The 7,633-nt window shown below is 73.1% G+C and carries 7 protein-coding genes; 5 read left to right on the top strand and 2 right to left on the bottom strand.

From position 1 onward, the window contains the following. Positions 1-103: 103 nt before the first annotated feature. Entirely contained in the window at positions 104-1,150 is a 1,047-nt protein-coding gene (gene ku, locus BZZ08_RS18125; RefSeq protein WP_104633285.1) for a non-homologous end joining protein Ku, read from the bottom strand. 317 nt (positions 1,151-1,467) lie between these two features. Between ku and BZZ08_RS18115 the strand changes: the two genes are divergently transcribed. Together BZZ08_RS18115 and BZZ08_RS18110 are read left to right on the top strand one after the other, a co-directional pair. After that, positions 1,468-2,589: a lipid II:glycine glycyltransferase FemX gene (locus BZZ08_RS18115; RefSeq protein WP_104633283.1), complete on the top strand. Its 1,122-nt coding sequence runs from the start codon at positions 1,468-1,470 to the stop codon at positions 2,587-2,589. Positions 2,590-2,779: 190 nt separating this feature from the next. Then, a complete protein-coding gene (locus tag BZZ08_RS18110; RefSeq protein ID WP_104633282.1) occupies positions 2,780-3,481 on the top strand; it encodes a type 1 glutamine amidotransferase in 702 nt (233 codons plus the stop codon). Positions 3,482-3,594: 113 nt separating this feature from the next. Here the strand turns inward: BZZ08_RS18110 and BZZ08_RS18105 are convergent, their stop codons facing one another. Then, positions 3,595-4,770, bottom strand: a complete 1,176-nt coding sequence (locus tag BZZ08_RS18105; protein WP_104633281.1) for a GDSL-type esterase/lipase family protein — start codon at positions 4,768-4,770, stop codon at positions 3,595-3,597. A gap of 193 nt (positions 4,771-4,963) precedes the next feature. On the opposite strand from BZZ08_RS18105, the gene BZZ08_RS18100 reads away from it, so the two are divergent. From BZZ08_RS18100 to BZZ08_RS18090, 3 genes are all read left to right on the top strand, one after another. Continuing rightward, a complete protein-coding gene (locus BZZ08_RS18100) occupies positions 4,964-5,965 on the top strand; it encodes a GlxA family transcriptional regulator (RefSeq protein ID WP_104633280.1) in 1,002 nt (333 codons plus the stop codon). A gap of 15 nt (positions 5,966-5,980) precedes the next feature. Beyond that, positions 5,981-6,556 carry a DUF488 domain-containing protein gene (locus tag BZZ08_RS18095; protein ID WP_446750263.1) on the top strand — a complete coding sequence of 192 codons (576 nt, stop codon included), beginning with the start codon at positions 5,981-5,983 and terminating at the stop codon, positions 6,554-6,556. Between the two features lie 91 nt (positions 6,557-6,647). Beyond that, entirely contained in the window at positions 6,648-7,601 is a 954-nt protein-coding gene (locus BZZ08_RS18090) for a hypothetical protein (protein ID WP_104633278.1), read from the top strand. Positions 7,602-7,633 lie beyond the last annotated feature (32 nt).

Below are 7,633 nucleotides of genomic sequence, written 5' to 3'. Positions count from 1 at the left end.
AGCGCCTCGGCGTCTCCCAGATGCACGTCTCCCGGCTCATCTCCCGCCTGCTGACCCGCCTGCGGGAGGGCATGCTCAGCACCGCCTGAGCGGTGGTCCGGTCTCAGGCCGCGGTCGTCTTCTTCTTCCGGCGACCGCGGCTCTTGCTGTCGCCGAGCGCGTCGACGAGTTGCTGCCTGCTCATCTTCGAGCGGCCGGCGATGTCCTGCTCGGTGGCCCGCTGGTAGAGCTCCGCCTTGCTCAGCTCCCGCAGCTCGCTTCTGGCGGGCGCGGTCCGGCGGGAGGGCCCGGCGGCTGCCTTCTGCCGCGGCTCGGCGGCCTTCTTCCGCGGCGCGGACCGCTTCTTGTCGCCCTTGTCATCGCCCGTACCGCCCTTCGCCCGTTCCAGGCTGCCGCGCAGGACGTCCATCAGGTCGACGACGTTGGTGGCCTCGGGCGCCTCCTCGGCGACGGCGACCTCCTGGCCCTCGGCCTTGGCCCGGACCAGCTCGCGGACCTTCTCCTGGTAGGTGTCGCGATAGCGGGCGGGCTCCCAGTCGCCGCTGAGGGCGTCGACGAGACGCAGCGCCATGTCCAGTTCCTTGCCCCGGCCCACCCGGTCCGACGGCAGTTCCGGAAGCTCCTGCACGGGGTCGCGGACCTCGTCGGCCCAGTGCAGCGTCTGGAGCAGCAGGACCCGGTCCTCGGCGCGCAGCGCGGTCAGGTACTGCCGGTTGCGCATGACGAACGTGGCGACACCCGCCTTGCCGGTCTCGGCGAGGGCGGTGCGCAGGAGTTCGTAGACCTTGAGGTACTCCTTGCCGCGCGGGGCGATGTAGTAGGTGCGGCCGAAGTAGACCGGCTCGATCCGGTCCAGGTCCACGAAGTCGGTGATCTCGAGGGTGCGGGAGCGTCCCGGCGCGATCTCGTCGAGTTCCCCGGGCTCCACGACGACGTACTCGCCCTCGCCCACCTCGTATCCCTTGACGATGTCGTCGGTGGCGACTTCCTTGCCGGTGCGCTCGTTGACCCGCCGGTTGCGGACCCGGTCCGAGGTGCCGCGCTGCAACTGGTGGAAGTGGACCGTGTGGTCCTCGGTCGCCGTGAACAGACCGACGGGCACCGAGACCAGCCCGAAGGTGATCACGCCCGTCCAGATCGCCCGTGCCATGACCGTCCGCTCCGTCCGCTCCGTCCGTCCCGCTCGCACCGCCCGGTCCTGCCACGCTGCCATCCGGCCCACGTCCCCGCGCGCCGGACGGAGCACACGGGTGGGCGGCACGGTGACAGCGCGCGGAACGGCCGCCGTCGTTGTTCCCTGTGAGGTGTGCGTGGACGGCGGACAACCCCCGCGGCTCGGCCGTCTCTCCGCCGCACCGTCGTACCGCCTCACCGCCTCACCGCCTCACCGCCTCACCGCCTCACCGTCACACCGTCACACCGTGACACCGCCTCACCGTCGAACGAAGCCGAACAGAGGGACGCCCCATGAGTTGTCGTCTGAAGCCGATCACCCGTGAGGAGCATCTGCGCTTCGTCACGTCCCGGCCTTCCGTGAGCCATCTCCAAGTCCCCTCCTGGGGTGACGTGAAGCCGGACTGGCGGGCGGAGAGCCTGGGCTGGTTCGACGAGGGCGGAGAGCTGGTGGGCGCCGGGCTGGTGCTGCTGCGGCCGCTGCCGCGGCTGAAGCGGTACCTGGCCTACCTGCCCGAGGGCCCGGTCATCGACTGGACGGCGGACGGTCTGGAGCGGTGGCTGGAGCCGATGCTCGCGCACCTGAGGGAACGCGGCGCGTTCATGGTGCGGATGGGGCCGCCGGTGGTGACGCGGCGCTGGAGCGCCGACGCGGTCAAGGCGGCGATCGCCGACCCGGGTGCCCGGCGGCTGGGCGACGTGGAGGCGACGGTGCGCGAGCCCGGCGCCGACGACATCGCCGAGCGGCTGCGCGGGATGGGCTGGCGGCGCACCGAGCCCGGCGGCGAGGACGGCTTCGCCGCGGGCCAGCCGAGCCACGTGTGCCAGGTACCGCTCGCGGGGCGGTCGCTGGAGCAGCTGCAGAACGACTTCAACCAGCAGTGGCGGCGCAACATCAAGAAGGCCGAGAAGGCCGGCGTCAAGGTCGTCCGGGGCGACGAGGAGGATCTGCCCACCTTCTACGAGCTGTACGTGGAGACCGCGCGCCGGGACCGGTTCGTACCGCGTCCCCTCGCCTACTTCCGGCGGATGTGGCAGGCGCTGACCGCCGAGGACCCGGACCGCATGCGCCTGTACCTCGCCCATCACGACGGGGAGGTGCTCGCCGCGGCCACGATGCTGACGGTCGGCGAACACGTCTGGTACTCCTACGGCGCGTCCACCAGCCGGCGGCGCGAGGTGCAGCCCAACAACGCCCTCCAGTGGCGGATGATGTGCGACGCCCATGAACGCGGCGCCGCCGTCTACGACTTCCGCGGCATCACCGACACCCTGGACGAGGACAACCACCTGCTGGGACTGCTCCGGTTCAAGGTGGGCGCGGGCGGACAGGCCGTCGAGTACCTCGGCGAGTGGGACTACCCGCTGAACAGGGTGCTGCACAAGGCGGTATCCCTGTACCTGGCACGCCGCTGAGTCAGGCCGACGGCACGGCGCCGACCCGCTCACCGTGGCGTCCACCGAACTCGCGGACGTACCGGTGCTGTTGACCGTCCTCGAAGGTGAGCCGACGCATCGGGCGGCCAGTCTGTGACACGGTGGGCGGACGGTCCGCCGCGTCGCGTGCGGCGAGGCCGAGTCGGACGAGGTGAAGCGGGGTGGGGAGATGTCGCGGCTCTTGGTGGTGCAGAACCATCGGGGCGGTGGAGCGGGCCGGTTCGGTGACTGGCTGGTCGCGGGCGGGGTGACACTGGACGTGGTGCACGCGTACGCCGGTGCGGCCCTCCCCCGGCGTCCGTCGCACGACGGCGTGCTGGTGCTCGGCGGTGGCTACCTGCCCGACGACGACGAGCGCGCTCCCTGGCTCGTACCCACCCGGGCCCTGGTCGCCGAGGCGGTTGAGCGGGGTACCCCGGTCTTCGGGATCTGCCTCGGCGGACAGCTCCTCGCCCAGGTCGCCGGCGGAACGGTGCGGGGCGAGCACGGCGAACCGGAGGTCGGCAGCACGCCGTTGGCCGTGCGGCCCGAGGCCGCTGCCGATCCGCTCTTCGCCGGGCTGCCGGAGCGGGTGACGGCGGTCGAGCACCACCAGGACGCCGTCACCGCCCTGCCGCCCGGCGCGGCGTGGCTCATGTCGAGCGAGCGGTGCCCGTACCAGGCGTTCCGGGTCGGTGAGCGGGCGTGGGGCGTGCAGTTCCACCCCGAGGCGGGTGCGGACCGGGTGAGGTCGTGGGACGCCGAACGGCTCCGGGCCCGCGGGCTGGACCCGGTGGAGCTCTCCCGCCGGGCGGAACGCGACGAGCCCGCGGCCGAGGCGGTCTGGCGCGAGGTGGCCGGTCGCTTCGCCGCGGTCGTCGTCGGGTCGTGAGGACCGCTCAGGCGGGCTTCCGCAGGAGGGCTGACCCATGAGGACCGGCACATGAGGACCCGCCCGTGAGGACCCGCTCATGAGGACCGGCCCATGGGACCGGCCCATGGGGTTCAGCCGCTGAAGGCTCCTCGGTCGGCGAAGGCCAGCTTGGCGAAGCGTTCGCCGATGAGGCGGTGGGTGGCGGCGTCCGGGTGGATGTTGTCCGGCAGGGGCAGGTCTGCCGCGTCGGCCTCTCCGTACAGTTCGCGGCCGTCGAGGTAGTACAGGTTCTCGTCGTCGGCGGCCCGTTCGGCGACGATCCGGGACAGCTCGTCCCGGATGACGTTCAGGGTCAGCTTCCCGCTCGCGCGGTCCGCCGGGTCACCCGTGGCGACGAACCGGAGGCGGCCCTCGGCGATGCCGGAGAAGTCGGGGGCGAGGGGGCCGGGGGTGTCCTCCTGCACGGGGCACAGGATGGGTGAGACGACCAGCAGCGGGGCGGTGGGGTGGCCCTCGCGCACGGTGTCGAGGAAGCCGTGCACGGCGGGGCCGAAGGCCCGCAGGCGCATGAGGTCGGCGTTGACCACGTTGATGCCGATCTTCACGCTGATCAGGTCGGCGGGGGTGTCACGCATCGCCCGTGCGGTGAACGGGTCGAGCAGGGCGCTGCCGCCCAGGCCCAGGTTGATCAGTTCCACGCCGCCGAGGGAGGCGGCGAGGGCGGGCCAGGTGGTGGTGGGGCTCGCGGCGTCGGAGCCGTGACTGATCGAGCTGCCGTGGTGCAGCCAGACCCGGCGGCCGGGGTCCGGGGCGGGCTCGACGGGGGCGTCGGTGCGCAGGGCGACGAGTTCGGTGGTCTCGTTGTGCGGCAACCAGATCTCGATGTCCTTGCTGCCCTCGGGCAGGTCCGCGAAGCGGAGGGTGCCGACCGGACCGGGCTCGACGCCCGCCGTGCCGGTGGTCAGGTCGATGGTCAGGGTGTTGCCGCCCGTCACACTGCCCCGGCCCGCCGGTCGGCCGTCGACGAGCAGGTCGTACACACCGTCCGGGCGCGGCGGGACACCGACGTAGACCCGCTTGGTGGGCAGGGTGTCCAGTTCGAGGACGGTGGCGCGGGTGCGCAGGGCCAGGCGTACGCCGGAGGGCTGGGACTCGGCCATGGCCAACTGTCCGTCGTTGTTCTGCGCGCGGGCCCGGGCGGGCAGCCGGTGCGGCAGCAGGCCGCGCTCGGTGCGCTCCAGGTCGAGGGCGCCCCGCAGGAGGTCCCCGGTGATGGGCGTGGTGATCCAGTCGTCCGTGGTGTGCATGTCGTCTCCGGCGGTGGTGCGGCTGGGTGTACGGCTCTCCCCTTCACCGATTGTGCACTGGCCTAATTCGATTAGGCAAATGACTTAACGTGACAGGACGGCCGGTTCGGTCTCCCGTGGCAGGAGTGACGGCTTCCCACGGGAAAACGCCACGGCCGCCGGTCACCGACCAGCGAGGAGGTACGTTCCGGCCATGCACACCGTCGCCGTTCTCGCGCTGGACCGGGTGATCCCGTTCGACCTGTCCACCCCGATCGAGGTCTTCACCCGTACCCGGCTCCCCGACGGCAGCCCCGGCTACCGGATCCGGGTGTGTGCCGAGCACCCCGAGATCGACGCCGGCGCGTTCACGCTGCGCGCGCCCTGGGGACTGGACGGGCTGCGGGAGGCGGACACCATCATCGTCCCCGGTACGGCCGCCGTCACCGAACCGCTCTCCCCCGCCGTCCGCGACGCGCTGCGCACGGCCGCCGGGAACGGCACCCGGATCGCCTCCATCTGCTCCGGCACCTTCCCGCTGGCCGCCACCGGACTGCTGGACGGGCTGCGGGCCACCACCCACTGGGTCGCCGCGAAGGCCCTGGCCGACGCCCATCCGGACATCGACGTCGACCCGGACGTCCTGTACGTCGACAACGGCCAAATCCTCACCTCGGCCGGCGCCGCCGCGGGCCTGGACCTGTGCCTGCACATGATCCGGCGCGACTACGGCTCGGCGGTCGCCGCGCACGCCGCCCGGCTGTCGGTGACGCCGCTCGAACGCGAAGGCGGCCAGGCCCAGTTCATCGTCCACGACTACACCCCCGTGCCCCGCGGTTCCGCCCTCGAACCCCTGCTCACCTGGCTGCGGGAGAACCTGGCCAGCGACCTCTCCCTCGCCGACATCGCCGCCCACGCCGGGATGAGCACCCGGACGCTGATCCGCCGCTTCCGGGAGCAGACCGGCAGCACCCCGCTGCAGTGGCTGCACCGTGCCCGGGTCCGGCAGGCGCAGCACCTGCTGGAGACCACCGAGCACTCCGTGGAACGCATCGCCGCCCAGGTCGGCTTCGGCTCGCCGACGGCCTTCCGTGACCGCTTCAAGCGCACCACCGGAGTCAGCCCGCACGCCTACCGGCGCACCTTCGGCAGACGGACGGCGGCCCGGCACCGTGCCCGGGTGGGCCCCGTTCGGGTCGCGGGGCCGCCCGGGTGACCGTAGACAGAAGGCATGGGCGCAGACAGCGTGGGGACCGGTGACGACATGGCGCAGCCCCATCTGGTCACGTTCGGGCACGGCACCGCGGGCCGCGCGGAGCTGGCCGGACTGCTGCGTGGTGCCGGTGTCACGTCGGTGGTCGACGTCAGGACCGCCCCCGGCAGCCGCCGCGACCCCGACCTGCTGCGGGACCGGCTGGCCGAGTGGATGCCCGAGGAGGGCCTCGACTACCGGTGGGAGCGGCGTCTGGGCGGGTTCCGCAAGCCGGCGCCCGGCTCTCCCGACGTCGTCTGGCGCAACGCGTCCTTTCGCGCGTACGCAGGGCACACACGGTCGCCGGAGTTCGTCGCCGCGATGGACGAGCTGCTGGCCTCGGCGGCACACGAGCGCACCGCAGTCATGTGCGGCGAGGCGGTGTGGTGGCGCTGCCACCGACGTCTCATCGCCGACTTCGCCGTGCTGGCCCGTGACACTCCGGCGGACCACCTCATGCACGACGGCCGGCTGACGGCCCACTCCCCCACCCCGGGTGTCCGGCTGCGGTCGGACGGCCTGCTCGTCTACGACGACCTGGCGGCGGCGAAGTAGGCCGCATCGACGCCGGGACGGTCCCGGTGACTCGCGGTCGGCACGGAGAGGGACGACAGAGGACGGACGGCGGAGAACGGAGGCGGCGACCATGCAGCCCAAGGGCGGGCATCGCCGGGACACGGACGGCCGGGACGCGGAAGCGGTCGAGCAGGTCCTGGACGAGCTGTACGCCACGCCTCCGTCCGCCTTCGTCTCCCGTCGGGAGGAACGCGCCGCGGCCGCCAGAACCGCCGGTCGCAAGGAGGACGCCCGCCGCATCCACGCCGCCCGCCGGCCCACGCTCGCCGCGTGGGCGGCGAATCTGCTGACCCGCTCCCGGCCGGAGGAGACCCGGCGGTTCCTGGAGCTGGGGCAGGCGCTGCGCGAGGCACACCGCACCCTGGACGCCGCCGGGCTCAAGGAACTCTCGGCGCAGCGCCGGCGGATCGTCGCCGCCCTCTCCCGGCAGGCCGCACAGCTCGCCGGCGAGGCCGGGCAGCGGCTCTCCCAGGCGGCGCAGCGGGAGGTCGAGTCGACGCTGCGCGCGGTCCTCGCGGACCCGGACGCGGCCGGCCGGTGGGCCGGGGGACGCCTGGAGGTCTCCCTGACCCCGCCCTCGGCCTTTCCTTCGGGCACCGCTCCGCCGGAGCCCGCCCGGACCGAACCCCGGCCGACCGCGCGCCCGAAGTCCCCCCGCACCGCGTCCGGCACCCGGGCGAAGGACGAACTCGCCGAGCGGCGCCGCAAACGGCGAGAAGAACGGGAGCAGGCCGAACAGGAGGCCGAGCGGGCCGAACGGCACCTGCGTGACGCACGCGCCGAGCAGGCCGAGGCGCGGGAGTCGTTCCGCCGGGCCGACGACGAACTGGGCCGGGTCCGCGAGACGGTGGCCGCCGCCGAGGAGCGGCTGCGCGCGGCACATGAGGACCTCGAACGGGCCGAACGGGAACGGCGGGAGGCCGAGGAGCGGGGCCGCACGGCCGCGGACGCCGTGGCGGGGGCCGAGCGGGAGGCCCGGGCGAGCGCGCGCCGGGTGGACCGCCTGGCCGACCGTGACAGGTAATACGGCTCGTCCGATTGAGTACTCGTACTCAT

The sequence above is a fragment of the Streptomyces sp. MH60 genome (genome assembly GCF_002939385.1).
GTDB lineage: Bacteria > Actinomycetota > Actinomycetes > Streptomycetales > Streptomycetaceae > Streptomyces.
This window is presented reverse-complemented; position numbering and strand designations above follow the sequence as displayed.